This is a genomic window from Gammaproteobacteria bacterium (assembly GCA_034522055.1).
Classification (GTDB): domain Bacteria; phylum Pseudomonadota; class Gammaproteobacteria; order JAABTG01; family JAABTG01; genus JAABTG01.
Map to the genome: position 1 here is coordinate 2,876,086 of JAXHLS010000002.1, position 13,788 is coordinate 2,889,873.

General features: G+C 67.9%; 14 protein-coding genes. 11 read left to right on the forward strand and 3 right to left on the reverse strand.

Going from position 1 to position 13,788, the window contains the following annotated elements:
• Positions 1–59: 59 nt before the first annotated feature.
• From truA to U5S82_13865, 7 genes are all read left to right on the forward strand, one after another.
• Complete coding sequence (truA, locus tag U5S82_13835; protein MDZ7752710.1) at positions 60–839, forward strand: tRNA pseudouridine(38-40) synthase TruA; 780 nt, start codon at positions 60–62, stop codon at positions 837–839.
• 154 nt (positions 840–993) lie between these two features.
• A complete protein-coding gene (locus U5S82_13840) occupies positions 994–1,626 on the forward strand; it encodes a phosphoribosylanthranilate isomerase (protein MDZ7752711.1) in 633 nt (210 codons plus the stop codon).
• Positions 1,619–2,842, forward strand: coding sequence for a tryptophan synthase subunit beta (gene trpB / locus U5S82_13845; protein ID MDZ7752712.1), 1,224 nt, complete (start codon positions 1,619–1,621; stop codon positions 2,840–2,842). Before U5S82_13840 ends, trpB begins: the two co-directional genes overlap by 8 nt.
• Complete coding sequence (gene trpA, locus U5S82_13850) at positions 2,839–3,657, forward strand: tryptophan synthase subunit alpha (GenBank protein MDZ7752713.1); 819 nt, start codon at positions 2,839–2,841, stop codon at positions 3,655–3,657. The genes trpB and trpA overlap by 4 nt, the downstream gene beginning before the upstream one ends.
• 5 nt (positions 3,658–3,662) lie before the next feature.
• A complete protein-coding gene (accD, locus tag U5S82_13855) occupies positions 3,663–4,544 on the forward strand; it encodes an acetyl-CoA carboxylase, carboxyltransferase subunit beta (protein MDZ7752714.1) in 882 nt (293 codons plus the stop codon).
• 39 nt (positions 4,545–4,583) lie between these two features.
• Entirely contained in the window at positions 4,584–5,888 is a 1,305-nt protein-coding gene (folC, locus tag U5S82_13860; protein ID MDZ7752715.1) for a bifunctional tetrahydrofolate synthase/dihydrofolate synthase, read from the forward strand.
• Complete coding sequence (locus tag U5S82_13865; GenBank protein ID MDZ7752716.1) at positions 5,881–6,507, forward strand: SPOR domain-containing protein; 627 nt, start codon at positions 5,881–5,883, stop codon at positions 6,505–6,507. Before folC ends, U5S82_13865 begins: the two co-directional genes overlap by 8 nt.
• Positions 6,508–6,538: 31 nt before the next feature.
• On the opposite strand, the gene U5S82_13870 is transcribed toward U5S82_13865, so the two are convergent.
• The 3 genes from U5S82_13870 to pomA are packed head-to-tail and all read right to left on the reverse strand — an operon-like array spanning position 6,539 to position 8,812.
• On the reverse strand, positions 6,539–7,138 hold the full coding sequence (locus U5S82_13870; GenBank protein MDZ7752717.1) for a PilZ domain-containing protein: 600 nt from the start codon (positions 7,136–7,138) through the stop codon (positions 6,539–6,541).
• Positions 7,135–8,028, reverse strand: a complete 894-nt coding sequence (locus U5S82_13875; GenBank protein ID MDZ7752718.1) for a flagellar motor protein MotB — start codon at positions 8,026–8,028, stop codon at positions 7,135–7,137. Before U5S82_13875 ends, U5S82_13870 begins: the two co-directional genes overlap by 4 nt.
• A gap of 10 nt (positions 8,029–8,038) precedes the next feature.
• Positions 8,039–8,812: a flagellar motor protein PomA gene (gene pomA / locus U5S82_13880; protein MDZ7752719.1), complete on the reverse strand. Its 774-nt coding sequence runs from the start codon at positions 8,810–8,812 to the stop codon at positions 8,039–8,041.
• Between the two features lie 222 nt (positions 8,813–9,034).
• Between pomA and U5S82_13885 the strand changes: the two genes are divergently transcribed.
• Genes U5S82_13885 through U5S82_13900 form a run of 4 tightly spaced genes read left to right on the forward strand, consistent with a single transcriptional unit; the run spans position 9,035 to position 13,526 of the window.
• On the forward strand, positions 9,035–9,523 hold the full coding sequence (locus U5S82_13885) for a CvpA family protein (GenBank protein ID MDZ7752720.1): 489 nt from the start codon (positions 9,035–9,037) through the stop codon (positions 9,521–9,523).
• A 27-nt stretch (positions 9,524–9,550) separates the two neighbouring features.
• Positions 9,551–11,065, forward strand: coding sequence for an amidophosphoribosyltransferase (gene purF, locus U5S82_13890; GenBank protein MDZ7752721.1), 1,515 nt, complete (start codon positions 9,551–9,553; stop codon positions 11,063–11,065).
• Positions 11,066–11,099: 34 nt separating this feature from the next.
• Positions 11,100–12,296: an O-succinylhomoserine sulfhydrylase gene (locus U5S82_13895; protein MDZ7752722.1), complete on the forward strand. Its 1,197-nt coding sequence runs from the start codon at positions 11,100–11,102 to the stop codon at positions 12,294–12,296.
• Between the two features lie 6 nt (positions 12,297–12,302).
• Complete coding sequence (locus tag U5S82_13900; protein ID MDZ7752723.1) at positions 12,303–13,526, forward strand: DUF4147 domain-containing protein; 1,224 nt, start codon at positions 12,303–12,305, stop codon at positions 13,524–13,526.
• Positions 13,527–13,788 lie beyond the last annotated feature (262 nt).

Below are 13,788 nucleotides of genomic sequence, written 5' to 3' on the forward strand. Positions count from 1 at the left end.
GCCCCTGCGGCGGTGGCAGGCAGCAGGTGGTCATGGCGTAGTCTGTCCTGGGCCGCCTGATGCGTTGGGCCCTCGGCGTCGAGTACGACGGCAGCGATTTTGTCGGCTGGGAGACCCAGCGCAACGGGCCCAGCGTCCAGGCGGCGGTCGAAGGGGCCCTTGCCGCGGTGGCGGATCACGCGGTGCAAACGGTGTGCGCCGGGCGCACCGACTCCGGCGTGCATGCCTGGGAGCAGGTGGTCCACTTCGATTCCACCGTCACCCGGACCCCGCGCTCGTGGACTCTGGGGGCCAACGCGAACCTGCCTGAGGGCGTCTCCTTATTGTGGGCACAACCCGTGCCCGATGATTTCAATGCCCGATTCAGCGCCTTGTCCCGGCGTTATCGCTACCTCATCTACAACCGCCCCATCCGGCTCGCCAACCTGCGTCGGCGCCTGACCTGGTGGCGGCGACCCCTGGACCTGGATCTCATGCGGCGGGCCGCGGACCATCTGGTGGGGGAGCATGATTTCTCGGCCTTCCGGGCCAGTGGCTGCCAGGCCCGTACCCCGGTGCGTACCGTTACCCGGCTGGAGGTGGCAAGGACGGGCGAGGTGGTGTCCCTGGACGTGGAGGCCAACGCCTTCCTGCATCATATGGTGCGCAACATCGCCGGTGTGCTCATGGCGGTGGGCACCGGCCGGTTCCCCCCCGATTGGGCACGCCAGGTGCTCGAGGGTCGGGACCGCCGCCTGGGCGGCGTCACCGCCCCGCCTGCCGGGCTCTATCTCTACGCCGTCCGATACCCCGAAAAATACCACTTACCCAGGGTTCAGCCGTCGCCCCTGGTCTGGTAGCGTTGAGACTTTAACGTTAAAGTCGCGAAGCACGATCTCCCCCTCTCCCTTTGGGAGAGGGATGGGGTGAGGGAACGAGCATGGCGATACGCGCTCCGCTTTCATCATCCCGGGCGGCGCGTATTGCCATGAGAGTAAGGGCAGAATCACCATAATGGCGAGCCCAAACCCGGTGACCCGGGTCAAGATTTGCGGTATCACGCGGCCGCAGGACGGGTGCGCGGCCGCGGCCGCGGGGGCGGATGCCATCGGCCTGGTGTTCTATCCTCCGAGCCCTCGGGCCGTGACCCTCGCCGTCGCCCGTGCCGTGGTGGCGGCCCTGCCGCCCCTGGTGGGCGCCGTGGCGCTGTTCGTGGATCCGGACCGGGCGACCGTGGAACAGGTCCTGGCCGAGGTGCCGCTGGATCTGATCCAGTTTCATGGCAACGAGTCGCCGGCCTTCTGTCGCAGCTTCCACCGGCCGTATATCAAGGCCTTGCGGGTGACGCCGGAGGTCGACGTGGAGGCGGCCCTGGCGGCCTACGGCGATGCCCGCGCCCTGCTGCTGGACAGCTATCATCCCGAACTCCCGGGCGGCACGGGCCGGACCTTCGACTGGTCCCTGGTGCCGGCCGCGTTGTGGCCGCGGGTGATGCTGGCGGGCGGCCTCGACGCGGCCAACGTGGTGGATGCCATACGCCGCTACAGGCCCGCGGCGGTGGATGTGAGCGGGGGTGTCGAGGCCTCCAAGGGCGTCAAGGACCCCATCAAGATTGCGGAATTCATGAGAGGTGTCAGAAGTGCATAATCCGGCAGCCATCGAACACCTGATCGGCCAGTTTCCCGACGTCCACGGCCACTTCGGCCCCTACGGCGGCCTGTTCGTCTCCGAGACGCTGATGGAGCCCCTGGAGGAACTCGCCGCCGCCTACCACCGCTACCTCGAGGATCCCGAGTTCCTGGCCGAACTCGACGATGACCTGCGGCACTACGTGGGCCGGCCCTCGCCCCTCTATCATGCCCGGCGCTGGTCGGAGCGTCTGGGCGGCGCGCGTATCCTGCTCAAGCGCGAGGACCTCAACCATACCGGGGCCCACAAGGTGAACAACACCGTGGGCCAGGCGCTGCTGGCCCGGCGCATGGGCAAGACTCGCATCATCGCCGAGACCGGTGCCGGCCAGCACGGTGTGGCCAGCGCCACCGTGGCGGCGCGCCTCGGCCTCGAGTGCGTGGTCTACATGGGGGCCGAGGATATCGAACGCCAGTCCGCCAACGTCTACCGCATGCGGCTGCTGGGGGCCCGGGTGGTGGCGGTGGAATCGGGCTCCCGGACCCTCAAGGACGCCCTCAACGAGGCCATGCGGGACTGGGTCGCCAACGTGGACGATACCTTCTACATCATCGGCACCGTGGCGGGCCCCCACCCCTATCCCGCCATGGTGCGGGACTTCCAATCGGTCATCGGTCGCGAGGTGCGGGAACAGATGCAGGCCCAGGAGGGCGGCCTGCCCGACGCCCTGGTGGCCTGCGTGGGGGGCGGCTCCAACGCCATCGGCCTGTTCTATCCCTTCCTCGATGATCCCGACGTGGCCCTCTTCGGCGTGGAGGCGGGGGGTAACGGGGTCGAGACCGGGCGTCATGCCGCGCCGCTGTGCGCCGGCCGCCCCGGTGTGCTCCACGGCAACCGCACCTATCTGATGGAGGACGACCGTGGCCAGATCGCCCCGACCCACTCCATTTCCGCCGGCCTCGACTACCCTGGCGTGGGGCCGGAGCACGCCTGGCTCAAGGACAGCGGCCGCGCCAGCTATGTCGCCGTCAATGACGACGAGGCCCTGCAGGCATTTCATGATCTGACCCGCATCGAGGGCATCATCCCCGCTCTGGAATCCAGCCATGCCCTGGCTTACGCCACCAAGCTGGCCCCCACCATGGGCCGGGACCAGACCCTGGTGATCAATCTGTCGGGGCGTGGCGACAAGGATATCCAGACCGTGGCGCGCCTGGACGGGATAACCCTATGAGCCGCATCGCCGCGCGATTCGCCGCCCTGGGGCGGCGCAAAGCCCTGGTCACCTTCATCACCGCCGGTGACCCCGCACCGGGGATCACCGTGGGCCTGATGCACGGCCTGGTGAAGGCCGGGGCCGACATCATCGAGCTGGGGGTCCCGTTCTCGGATCCCATGGCCGACGGTCCCGTCATCCAGCGCGCCAGCGAGCGCGCCCTGGCCCACGGCGTGGGGCTGGTGGAGATCTTCGCCATGGTGCAGGAGTTCCGCCGCGCGGACGCCGACACCCCCGTGGTGCTCATGGGCTATCTCAATCCCATGGAGGCCATGGGCTACGAGGCCTTCGCCGCCGCGGCCGCCGCCGCCGGCTGCGACGGCGTGTTGACGGTGGACGTGCCACCGGAGGAGTCTGCCGAGTTGGTGGGCGCCCTGGAGGCCCACGGCCTGGATCCCATCTTCCTGGTGGCTCCCACCACCTCGCCCCGGCGCATGGGCGCCATCGCCGGCCAGGCGAGGGGCTTCGTCTACTACGTCTCCCTCAAGGGGGTCACGGGCAGCGCGGCCCTCGATGTGGATTCCGTCGCCCGCAAGGTGGCGGAGATCCGCGAGCACACGACCCTGCCGGTGGGGGTGGGCTTCGGCATCCGCGATGCTCGGAGCGCCGCCCGGGTGGCGGAAGTGGCCGATGCCGTGGTGGTGGGCAGCGCCATCATCGGTTGCCTGGAGGCCAATCTGGGAGACAGCGGGCGCGGCGTCGCCGAGGCCGAGGCCCTGGTGCGCTCCCTGCGCGAGGGCATGGACGCGGTGGCCACCGCGGTGCCGGGTTGACCACCATGAGCTGGTTCCAGCGCCTGCTACCCACCCGCATACGTACCGAGGGTGGCAACAAGCGCAATGTGCCCGAGGGGCTGTGGACCAAGTGCGCCTCCTGTGACTCCGTCCTCTACCGGGCGGAGCTGGAGCGCAACATGGAGGTCTGTCCCAAGTGCGGCTTCCACATGCGTATCCCGGCCCGGCGGCGCCTGGACGGTTTTCTGGACGAGGATGACCGGGTGGAGCTGGGGGCCGATCTCGCCCCCGTGGACATGCTCAAGTTCCGCGACAGCAAGCGCTACAAGGATCGCCTGTCCCAGGCCCAGAAGGGCACCGGCGAAAAGGATGCCCTGGTGGCCATGCGCGGCCGGGTCAAGGGGCTGTCCCTGGTGGCGGTGGCCTTCGAGTTTCGTTTCATGGGGGGCTCCATGGGCTCCGTGGTGGGGGAGCGCTTCGCCATCGCCGCGGACGAGGCCCTGGCCCGGGAGATCCCCCTGGTGTGCTTCTCGGCCAGCGGCGGGGCGCGCATGCAGGAGGCCTTGTTCTCCCTCATGCAGATGGCCAAGACCAGCGCCGCCCTGGCGGAGCTGTCCCGCAACGGCATCCCCTACATCTCCGTGCTGACGGACCCCACCATGGGCGGGGTATCGGCCAGCCTCGCCATGCTCGGGGACATCAACCTGGCCGAGCCCCAGGCCCTCATCGGCTTCGCGGGACCGCGGGTCATCGAACAGACGGTGCGCGAGACCCTGCCCGACGGCTTCCAGCGCAGCGAGTTCCTGCTCGACCACGGCGCCGTGGACATGATCGTGGACCGTCGGGACATGCGGGCCCGCATCGCCAGCGTGCTCGCCATCCTCACCCACCAGGAGGCGCCGGTGAGCCAGCCGGCCACCACCTGAGGGGCCGCGCACGTCCCCCGTTCGGGCCATAGCGCCACGGTGAGCCAACCCATACCCCTCGACCTGCCGGCCTGGCTGCGCCTGCTGGAACAGCGCCATCCCCGCTCCATCGAGCTGGGCCTCGAGCGCTGCGCCCGGGTGCGGGACCGCCTGGGCTGGCACCGTCTGCCCTTCGCGCTCCTGATCGTATCGGGCACCAACGGCAAGGGCTCGGCGGTGGCCCTGCTGGAGGCCTGCGTGCGCGCCGGGGGCTACCGCACCGGCGCCTATACCTCGCCCCATCTGCAGCGCTACAACGAGCGTGTGCGGGTGGACGGCGAGGCGGTGAGTGACGCCACTCTGTGTGCCGCCTTCGAGCGGGTGGAGGCGGCCCGCGGGGACACGCCCCTGACCTACTTCGAGACTGGCACCCTGGGCGCCATGGCGGTGTTCCTGGAGGCGGCCCCCGAGGTTGTGATCCTGGAGGTGGGCCTGGGCGGGCGCCTGGACGCGGTGAACATGTTCGATGGCGACGGTGCCCTCATGACCTCCGTGGATCTGGACCACCGGGACTGGCTGGGGGACGACATCGCCGTCATCGGCCGCGAGAAGGCGGGGGTCTTCCGCGCCGCCCGTCCGGCGGTATGCGCGGACCCCCGGGCCCCGGCCACCGTCGCCGCCACCGCCGCCACCGTCGGGGCGCGTTTTATCCTCGCCGGCCGGGACTACCGCTGGGCGCGCAGCGGTGATACCTGGCGGTGGGCGGGTGATGGTCTGGTCCTGGAGGGCCTGCCGCCGCCGGCCCTGCCCGGGGACCACCAGCTGCGCAACGCCGCCGGCGCCATCGCCCTACTGCACGCCTTGCGGGGGCGTGTGCCCCTGCCCACCCAGGCCATTCATGACGGCCTGTCGCGGGTCCGCTTGGAGGGGCGCCTGGAACTTCGGGACGGGCCCGTGCGCTGGCTCTACGACGTGGCCCACAATCCCGAGGCGGCCCGGGCCCTGGCGGCCTTCCTCGCCGGCCACCGCGGTGACGGGCGCATCCTCGCCATCTTCTCCATGCTGGCGGACAAGGACATCGCGGCCACCGTAGCCGCCGTCGCCGCCCTCGTGGATGGCTGGTGGCTGCCTCAGCTCGACACCCCGCGGGCCGCTCCCGTCACGGAGATCCTGGCCCGGGTGGCAGACGGCTGTCCCGGGGTGCCGGTGGCCGCCTTCGAGTCCCCGCGGGCGGCCCTGGAGGACCTGGGGCACCAGCTGCGGGAGGGGGATACGGTGGTGGTGTTCGGTTCCTTCATCACGGTGGCCGAGGTCAAGCGGCTTGAATCTTCGACGGCCACACCGGAAACTCCGAGCCATGGATGAACGGTTGAAACAGCGGTTGGTGGGGGCCGCCGTGATCAGCGTGGTGCTGGTGGTGTTCGTGCCCCTGATCCTGGACGACAGATCCGCCGATCCCACTCCACCCACCGCCGAGTCCATTCCCGATTGGCCGGATGACGAGCGCTTCCAGTCACGTATCCTGCCCCTCGACGAGGAGACTCGGGACGAGTTGGCCGCAGGGCCGCCGGTCGCCTCTGAAAAGGCCGCCCCGGCCCCGGATGTGGAGCCCCCTCCGCCGTCTTCCCCGGAACCGAAGCCCGAGCCGCGGTCCGAGCCGGAGCCAAGGCCGACGCTGGCACCCGAAGCGCCGTCCCCCGAAGTGCCGTCCCTGCCTGCGGTGAAAGAGGGGGTCGACACCCCCAAGGCGTGGTCCATACAACTCGGCAGCTTCGCGGACCGTGCCAACGCCCTCGGCCTGCGGGATACCCTGCGCAGTCAGGGCTTCACGGCCTTCGATCGCAAGGTCGTGGTGGATGGGCGGGAGATGACGCGGGTCTTCGTGGGCCCCGAGTTGCTGCGTTCCAACGCCCAAGAGAAGCTCGAGCGCCTGGAGAAGGCCTTCGAGCTGAAGGGCCGGGTGGTGCGCCATCCCCAGGGATGACCAGGGCTGAGGAGGCGCCGGCGGGTTGTCCCTATTCCTCTTCGCGCAGGCGCCGCTCGCGTAACAACGCGGCCTGGCGGCGCATCACCTCCTGCATGATGAGGTCTTCCTCGTGGTTGCCGATCAGGTCGAAATCGATGGCCAGCTGGTAGCCCGGGTGGTCGAGGCCGGCCTCGTGGGCGGGGCGGCAGCGGATGACCCGGCCGAGGGCCAGCACCCGCGCATTGGCGGCGGCGGTGATCAGCTCCACCCGCACCGGCTGGCCGGGTGTCATGGCGGTGGGCCAGACCACGCAGATCCCGGAAGCCGACAGGTCCACGTCCACCACCTTCATGCCGGCGATGGCCTGTTCCTCGAGGAGCAGGACCCTGGCCACGGCGTCCAGCTTCTGGTTGAGGGACTGTAGATAGAGGGCCACATCGGCGTCGCGCTCGCGAATGCGGTTCAATACATGGTCCATCTGGCTGGTGGTGGCGGCGAATTTGGCCGCCAGCCCGAAGCGGGTCTCGGTGCGGTTCTCCATCTCCGCCATGAGCCTCTCGACCCCGGCGGCGTCCAGGGCCTCCAGGGTCAGAGGGACCTCGTCCCTGATGCGAAAGTAGCGGCGGCGGTCGTCGTTGGCTTCCGTCATGGTATGGGATCTTCCGCATCGGCCGGGCCCGGCAGGGGCAGGCCCCCGGCCTCCTCGGGGGCACCATCGGCGCCGGTGCGCACGATGATCTCCACCCGGCGGTTGAGGGCGCGCCCCTCGGGGGTGTCATTGGAGGCCAAGGGCGCGGCGTCGGCGTGGCCCTCCACCAGGAAGCGTTCGGGCGCCATGTTGCCATACTCGATGAGATTATGGACCACGGTGACGGAACGGGCCGCCGAGAGTTCCCAGTTGGAACGAAAGCGGGCGGTGGCGATGGGGATGTCATCGGTGTGGCCGGCCACGTAGATGTTGCCCCGGGTCTCGGCCAGCACGGCGGCGATCTTTTCCATGGTGGGCACGAAGCCGGGGGTGACGTCGGCGCGCCCGGAGGGGAAGCTGCCCTTCTCCTGGATGCGGATGAGGGTCATGCCCGGTTCGGTCTCGATCTCGATGAGGCCCTCGTGCACCTCCTCCCGCAGACTCTCCTGGATGAAGAGCTGCTGCGCGTCCGGCGCCGGTTCCTCGTCCTTTTCATGTTCCCCCTCACCCTGTTCCTTGAGGTCGGACTGGCTCCAGTCGAGGTGGTCCCGGGTCTCATCCGTGGTCTGCTGGCGCATCTCGTTGATGACGGTGGGCTGGGGCTTACCGGGGCTGAACTCCTGGGCGATGATGGAGGTGCCCTTGGGCATGATCTTGGCTTCGATCTGTCGTTGCACGCCGAAGGCCTCCTTCATGGAGCCCGCCACCTGCTTGTACTTGATGACGTCCATCTCCGAGAAAGACAGCAGCAACACGAAGAAGCACATCAGCAGGGCCATGAGGTCGGCGAAGGTAGCCAGCCAGGGAGGCAGGCCCGTGGGACACTTCCTGGCCGGGGCGGTATCGCTCACCCGTTCATCCTCAGGCCGCTGCTTCCTGCTCGTCGCCGGTAGGCCGCTGGCTGTCCGGCAGGTAGGTATTCAGCAGGGTCTCCATGACCCGCGGATTGAGGCCTTCCTGGATGGCGTTGATGGTCTCCAGGATCAGCGACTTGTTGATGCGCTCCTCGTTACTGCGGTGGGCCAGCTTGTTGGCGATGGGGAGGGCGAACAGGTTGGCGATGATGGCGCCGTAGAGGGTGGTGAGGAGGGCGATGGCCATGGCCGGGCCGATGGCCTTGGGGTCGTCCATGCTGGAAAGCATCTGCACCAGGCCGATGAGGGTGCCGATCATGCCCATGGCGGGCGCCACGTCGCCGATGGCGCGGAATATGGCCTGGCCGCGCTCGTGGCGCTCGATACCGAGGTTGATGTCCTGGGCCAGCGTACGGCGCACGAACTCCGGTGGATGGCCGTCGATGGCGAGCTGGATCCCCCGGCGCAGGAAGTCGTTCCTGATGTCCATGTTCTCCAGGGCCAGCAGGCCGCTCTTGCGGGCCACTTGGGACAGCTCCATGGCCTCCTGGATGAGGGTGGCGGGGGCCTCCGTCTTGCCCATGAAGGCCCGCATGGCCACCTTGAAGGAGCTGAGGAAGTGGGCCAGGGGAAACTGCATCAGGGTGGCGGCGATGGTGCCGCCCACCACGATGATGATGGAAGCAGGGTTGATGAACAGGATGACACTGCCGCCGGTGGCGATGGCACCCGCAATGACGCCGAAGCCGCCGATGAGCCCGATCAGGGTAGCCAAGTCCACAACATGTACTCCCTACGTCTAAAACGCGTCTAAAAGGGGGCAGTACCCTTTAGCCACCGAACACCCCGAGCACGCGGCCGAGGGGTCGCTTACAGCAAGGGTAGCGGTGTGGATAGGGCAACCTTTAATTCCCGTTCGAGGACGCGGCAGCACTCACCGTAGCGGTGCCGGGTCTGTTAATATCCGCGCTTGGCATTCGCAGCGAATCCCTCTGGAATACCCATGAATTGGGTGGACTTTTTTATACTTGGCGTGGTGCTGTTGTCGGGGGCCATAAGCCTGCTCCGGGGGTTCACCCGGGAGGCCCTGTCCCTGGCGGGTTGGATCATCGCCATCTGGCTGGCGCTGGTGTTTGCGCCGCTGTTAGCGGGGCATCTGGTGCCCTATGTGTCCATACCGGAGGTGCGGCTCGCCATCGGTTTCGTGGTGATCCTGGTGGCCACCCTGGTGGCCACGGCCCTGGTTAACCTGTTGGTGGGACGCCTGGTCAACAGCACCGGCCTCAGCGGCACGGACCGCATGCTGGGGCTGAGCTTCGGTATCGCCAGGGGGGTGTTCATCGTCGCCATACTGGTGTTGCTGGGGGGATTGACCACCTTTCCCGACAGCCCGTGGTGGCGGGATTCGCTGCTGGTGGGACACTTCCAGGCCGTCGCCGAATGGTTGCGCGGCCACCTGCCAGACGATATCGCGAGCGCGATCTCGTACTGATGTTCAATTACAGATGAGGGTCCGGCCATGTGCGGTATAGTCGGAATGGTTGCCAGAGAACCCGTCAATCAGGCGCTCTACGATGCCCTGATGGTACTCCAGCACCGTGGCCAGGATGCCGCGGGCATCGTCACCTGCGACGGCGGTAGGGTCTATCTGCGCAAGGATCGCGGCCTGGTGCGGGACGTGTTCCAGGCCCACCACATGCTCAACCTGCGCGGCAACGTGGGGGTGGGGCACGCCCGTTATCCCACCGCCGGCTGTACCACCTCGGCCGAGGCCCAGCCCTTCTACGTCAATTCTCCCTACGGCATCATTCTGGCCCACAACGGCAATCTCACCAATGTGGATGACCTTAAGCGGGAGTTGTTCGCCGAGGATCTGCGCCACATCAACACCGACTCGGATTCCGAGGTGCTGCTCAACGTGTTCGCCCATGAACTCGCGGCCCAGGGTCGCCAACGGTTGCAGCCCGCCGACATCTTCCAGGCGGTGTCACGGGTCCACACGCGCTGCACCGGTGGTTATGCGGTCGTGGCCATGATCGTGGGCCACGGACTGGTGGCCTTCCGCGATCCACATGCCATCCGGCCCATCGTCTACGGTACCCGCCAGACCCCGGACGGGGTGGAATACATGGTGGCCTCGGAGAGCGTGGCCCTGGACGTGCTGGGTTTCGACCTGGCGGGCAGCATCCGCCCCGGCGAGGCCATCTACGTGACGGACCAGGGGGAATTCCACTCCGCCCAGTGTGCCGCGGCACCCGACTACGCACCCTGCATCTTCGAGTTCGTCTATCTGGCGCGGCCCGATTCCATCATCGACGGCGTGTCGGTGCACAAGGCGCGGCTGCGCATGGGTACCCGCCTGGCCAAGAAGATCCTGCGGGAGTGGGGGTCGAACCACGGCATCGATGTGGTCATACCCATACCCGATTCCAGCCGTACGGCGGCCCTGCCCCTGGCCTATGAACTCGGCGTGAAGTATCGCGAGGGCTTCGTCAAGAACCGTTACATCGGACGCACATTCATCATGCCGGGACAGAAACAGCGCAAGAAGTCCGTGCGCCAGAAGCTCAATGCCATCGATCTGGAATTCCGGGGCAAGACCGTGCTGCTGGTGGACGACTCCATCGTGCGCGGCACCACCTCCAAGCAGATTATCCAGATGGCGCGGGACGCGGGGGCCAGAAAGGTCTATTTCGCCTCGGCGGCGCCGCCGGTGCGTTGTCCCAATGTGTATGGCATCGACATGCCCAATGCCGACGAACTCATCGCCTATGGTCGCAGCGAACAGGAGGTGGGGGTCGCCATCAACGCCGACCGCATCATCTTCCAGGACCTCGCCGACCTGGAGGCCGCGGTGCGCAAGGGCAACGACAATCTCGAGCGCTTCGATTCCTCGGTGTTCGACGGCGACTACGTCACCGGCGATGTGGACGAGGCCTATCTGCGGCGCCTCGGCCTGCTGCGCAGCGACGATGCCAAGGCGCAACGAGGGGAGGGGCCCGGGGATGTGCTCGAACTCCACAACGCCTCTTGACACCTCTTATTGATGGCTACCAGGAGGCCCGGCCATGATTGCAGATGACGACGGGACCCAGGGGGAACCTTGGGGCTTTGACACCTGGGCGGTGCGGGGCGGGCAGGTGCGCACCACCGAGCAGGAGCACAGCGAGCCTATCTTCGTCACCTCCAGCTTCGCCTTCAAATCCGCCGCCGAGGCGGCCGCACGCTTCGCCGGCGATGAACCGGGCAACATCTATTCCCGCTTCACCAACCCTACGGTGCGTACCTTCGAGCAGCGCCTGGCCCGCCTCGAAGGGGGGACCCACTGCGTGGCGACGGCTTCCGGTATGGCCGCCATCCTCGCCACTTGTCTGGGCCTGCTGAAGAGCGGCGATCATGTGGTGGCCTCGCGCAGCATCTTCGGCTCCACGGTGCAGCTCTTCAATAAAATCCTGGCCCCCTTCGGCATCGCCACCACCTTCGTGGACATGGCGGACTACGGGGCCTGGGAACGGGCCATCGGCCCCGATACCCGGCTGCTGTTCCTGGAAACCCCCACCAATCCCCTTACCACGGTGGCCGACATCCCCCGGCTCGCCGCCCTGGCGCGGGACCGGGGCGTGCTGCTGGCGGTGGACAACTGCTTCTGCACCCCGGTGCTGCAACGGCCCCTGGAACTAGGGGCCCACGTGGTCATCCATTCGGCCACCAAGTATCTGGACGGCCAGGGGCGCTGCATGGGCGGCGCCGTGGTGTTTCCCGATGCTGAACTGTGGGAACCGGTATACGGCGTGCTGCGCACCGCCGGGCCCTCCATGAGCCCCTTCAACGCCTGGGTGTTCCTCAAGGGACTGGAGACCCTGTCCGTGCGCATGGCCGCCCACTGCGAGCGCGCCCTCACGGTGGCGCGCTGGCTGGAGGCCCAACCCGGGGTCGAGCGGGTGTTCTACCCGGGCCTCGAGTCCCACCCCCAGCACGAGTTGGCGCGGCGGCAGCAGTCCGGTCACGGCGGCATCGTGGCCTTCGAGGTGGCGGGTGGACGGGAGGCGGCGTGGCGGCTGGTGGACGCCACCCGCATGCTCTCCATCACCGCCAACCTCGGTGATACCCGTACCACCATCACCCATCCCGCCACCACCACCCACAGCCGTCTGACGCCGGAGGAGCGGGAGCGTGCCGGCATCGGCGAGGGCCTGTTGCGGGTGGCAGTGGGCCTGGAGGACCCGGCCGACGTCATCGCGGACCTCGCCCGCGGCCTGGACTGAGGGGGCGTGGACGTCGCCGCGGCACGGCAGCGCCTGCTCGCCGCCTACGCCGGGGCCCTGGAGGCGGTGGATGGGACGGCGGCGACCCGCCGGGCCCTGGTGTCCGATCGCTTCTCCTCCGCCGTCGACGTGGTGGCCGTGGGTAAGGCCGCGGTGGCCATGGCCCACGGCGCGCGGCAGGCCCTGGGGGAGGGGGTCCGGCGCCTGTTCATCGTCACCAAGGGTGGTCACGGCGACGAGGCCCTGTTCGCCCGGCCGGATGTAACCGGCCTGGAGGCCGCTCATCCCGTGCCCGATGCCAGCAGCCTCGCCGCCGGCGCGGCACTGGTGGAGTTCCTGGCCACCGGGCCCGCGGACCGGGAGGTGGTGTTCCTCGTCTCCGGGGGTACATCCAGCCTGGTGGAGCGCCTGCGCCCGGGCCTGGATCAGGCTTTGCTGGAGCGTGCCAATGCCTGGCTTCTTGGCTCCGGCCTCGGTATTCACGACGTCAATCGCGTGCGCCGCGCCCTGTCGGCAATCAAGGGTGGGCGCCTGGTGCCCCACCTGCGGGGGCGCCCGGTCCGGGTGCTGCTCATCTCGGATGTCCCCGGCAATCGCGTCGAGAGCATCGGCTCCGGACTGCTCCATCAGGCACCCACGGACGCCCTGGACGATCTGGACCTGCCCGGATGGTTGCGGGACGCCGTGGCCGGTGGAGAACCGGTTGCGGGGTCTGCCACCGCCACCATCCCTCATCACATCATTGCGGATAATGCCCGGGCCGTGGCCGCCGCCCGGGATCGGGCCGTGGCATCGGGCCTGGAAGTGCATCTGCATGAGGAATTTTTGGAAGGCGATGCCGTGAGCCTGGGCCACGAGCTGTTGTCGGCACCGCCGGCTGCCCGCGGTCTGCACTTGTGGGGCGGTGAAACGACCGTCCGCCTCCCACCACGGCCGGGCCGCGGCGGTCGCTGTCAGGCCCTGGCCCTGGCGGCGGCGCGCGCCGGTGCGGGCCGGGATGACTGGTGCCTGCTGGCGGCCGGCACCGACGGCAGCGACGGTCCCGGCGGGGATGCCGGGGCCCTGGTGGACGGCAACACCGTGGCCCGCGGCGAACTGGCCGGCTTCGACGCCGCGGGATCCCTGGCCACCGCCGACGCCGGCACCTTCCTCGAGGCCAGCGGCGACCTGCTGCATACCGGCCCCACAGGCACCAACGTGATGGACTTGGTGATGCTGTGGCAGCAATAGCTCGTAGTTACCGCTTTTGATTTTTATTTATAACTACGAAATACGCGAAAGGCGCGAAAGAAAAAAGGGCGACGTTTGGAGCGTCCAAGTGGACCTCACACGCCCCGGAGTCCATCGGGATTTCGCCCTTTACCGCACCCGTAATCAGTATCTTTTCTGGTTCTTTCGCGTCTTTCGCGACTTTCGTAGTTACCATTTTTGATTTTTCTTTAAAACTACGAAATACGCGAAAGGCGCGAAAGAAAAAAGGCGACGTTTGGAG

What these genes read in the sequence shown, in the direction of transcription:
- truA (MDZ7752710.1), top strand. Translation starts at nt 60, where the DNA reads ATGCGTTGGGCCCTCGGCGTCGAGTACGACGGCAGCGATTTTGTCGGC.
- U5S82_13840 (MDZ7752711.1), top strand. Translation starts at nt 994, where the DNA reads ATGGCGAGCCCAAACCCGGTGACCCGGGTCAAGATTTGCGGTATCACG.
- trpA (MDZ7752713.1), top strand. Translation starts at nt 2,839, where the DNA reads ATGAGCCGCATCGCCGCGCGATTCGCCGCCCTGGGGCGGCGCAAAGCC.
- accD (MDZ7752714.1), top strand. Translation starts at nt 3,663, where the DNA reads ATGAGCTGGTTCCAGCGCCTGCTACCCACCCGCATACGTACCGAGGGT.
- U5S82_13865 (MDZ7752716.1), top strand. Translation starts at nt 5,881, where the DNA reads ATGGATGAACGGTTGAAACAGCGGTTGGTGGGGGCCGCCGTGATCAGC.
- U5S82_13870 (MDZ7752717.1), bottom strand. Translation starts at nt 7,138, where the DNA reads ATGACGGAAGCCAACGACGACCGCCGCCGCTACTTTCGCATCAGGGAC.
- U5S82_13885 (MDZ7752720.1), top strand. Translation starts at nt 9,035, where the DNA reads ATGAATTGGGTGGACTTTTTTATACTTGGCGTGGTGCTGTTGTCGGGG.
- purF (MDZ7752721.1), top strand. Translation starts at nt 9,551, where the DNA reads ATGTGCGGTATAGTCGGAATGGTTGCCAGAGAACCCGTCAATCAGGCG.
- U5S82_13895 (MDZ7752722.1), top strand. Translation starts at nt 11,100, where the DNA reads ATGATTGCAGATGACGACGGGACCCAGGGGGAACCTTGGGGCTTTGAC.